The 1,646-nt window shown below is 68.6% G+C and carries 2 protein-coding genes; one reads left to right on the forward strand and one right to left on the reverse strand.

Going from position 1 to position 1,646, the window contains the following annotated elements:
• The first annotated feature begins 130 nt into the window (after positions 1 to 130).
• Positions 131 to 598, forward strand: coding sequence for a hypothetical protein (locus tag KGQ19_RS48515; RefSeq protein WP_212022404.1), 468 nt, complete (start codon positions 131 to 133; stop codon positions 596 to 598).
• A 12-nt stretch (positions 599 to 610) separates the two neighbouring features.
• Here KGQ19_RS48515 and KGQ19_RS48520 read toward each other — a convergent pair whose 3' ends face one another.
• The gene (locus KGQ19_RS48520; RefSeq protein ID WP_212022406.1) at positions 611 to 1,450 is read right to left on the reverse strand and encodes an IS5 family transposase; all 840 of its coding nucleotides are present in this window, start codon (positions 1,448 to 1,450) and stop codon (positions 611 to 613) included.
• Positions 1,451 to 1,646 lie beyond the last annotated feature (196 nt).

Genomic DNA, 1,646 nt, shown 5'->3' on the forward strand with positions numbered 1-1,646 from the left:
AGTGCCTGTTGCTCAACCGAACATGGGTGTTGAGCTGGGAAAATAGTTCCTGGTGTGGGGTGTGATCCGTTGTTGGTGGCGGTAGAGGTTGGTGACGGATCGGGGCGGGGTTCGGCCGGGGAGGCGTGTGATGGTTTCGGTGGATGGGTTGCTCGATGCTCACGAGGTGGCGGTGCGGGCGCGGATCGAGGAGCTGCGGGTCGCGCTGGCGGATGCCGAGCGTGATCTGGAGCATGTGGTCATCACGCGGGACACGCTGCGGGTCGTCGTGGCCGAGGGCGCGGCTGTGGTCCGCGCGGTCAAGGTGGCCGGTGGTGAGGTATCTGATCAGGTCCCTGTTACTGTCCCGGGCCTGGAACCGGTAGTGGTGCCGCTGCGGGGTGAGGGCATGGATGAGCAGGCGTTGCCGGTGGGTTATCGCAGTATGTGGCTGGCGGCGCGGTCGGCTGGTGAGGGGGTGCGGGCCGGGGATCTGGCCCGGGCGTTGGGGTTGCCGGCGACGAACTCGGCGCGGGAGGGGCTGCGGACCAAGCTCAAGCGGCTCGCCGCGCGCGGCTGGGCGGTCGAGGCGGTGCCGGGTGTGTTCCGGATGGTGTGAGCGTCGCTGGCTTTAGCGGCGGGCCAGGCGCCGGGTCATCACGGCGGTCATCGCCCAGTAGACCATCGCCTCGCCGGTGTCGGCGCGTCGTTCGTAGTCCCGCACGCACCGTCGTCGCCGGGTGATCCAGCCCAGGGTGCGCTCGACCACCCAGCGGCGTGGCAGCACCTGGAACCGGTGTTTGTCGGTGCGTTTGACGATGGCAAGGCGCAGCCCGGTAAAGGTTTCGGCGACCCAGGACACCAGCCGGCCGGCGTAGCCGGCATCGGCCCAGATCAGCTTGATGCGCGGGCATGCGGCGCGTAGCCGGGCCAGCAGCGGCTGTGCGCCGTCGCGGTCGTGCAGGTCGGCGGCGGTGACCAGCACCGTGAGCAGCAGCCCGATAGTGTCCACGGCGATGTGCCGTTTGGTCCCGTTGACCTTCTTGCCGGCGTCATAGCCACGCCGGGTCTTGCCCACGGTCTCGGCCGCGCGCAGCGACTGGGAGTCCACGATCCCGGCGGTCGGCTCCGGTCCTCGGCCCTCGCTCACCCGGACCGCCCGGCGCAGCCGGTCGTGCAGCACCGCAAGCAGCCCCTGGTCGCGCCAACGCCGGAAGAACCGGTATACCGCCTGCCAGGCCGGGAAGTCGACCGGCAGCGCACGCCACTTGGTTCCGTTGTCGACCAGGTAGGCCACCGCGTCGATCATCTCCCGGTGGCAGTAGCCCTCCGGACGCCCGCCCCGGCCCTGCATCCAGGTCGGCACCGGGACCAGCGGGGCGATCGCCGCCCACTGGGCATCGGTCAGATCCGTCGGGTAGGCACGCTGGCGCACCGGGCGATCACCGGCATTGCCATGGAGGTGAGCCATGCAATCACAGGACACGGCGCGTCGCGTGGCCTCAGCGCCTGCGATCGCGTAGAAAGAAGACAACAGGGCCTCCTGGTGCTCATCGGACTCAACACCCACGAGCTACACAGGAGGCCCTGCCTTTATGCGTACATTGACACCAAATCACTCAGACGAGTCCACGCCACACACAACGTTCGGTTGAGCAACAGGCTCT

This window comes from Catenulispora pinistramenti, from assembly GCF_018274385.1.
GTDB classification, from domain to species: domain Bacteria; phylum Actinomycetota; class Actinomycetes; order Streptomycetales; family Catenulisporaceae; genus Catenulispora; species Catenulispora pinistramenti.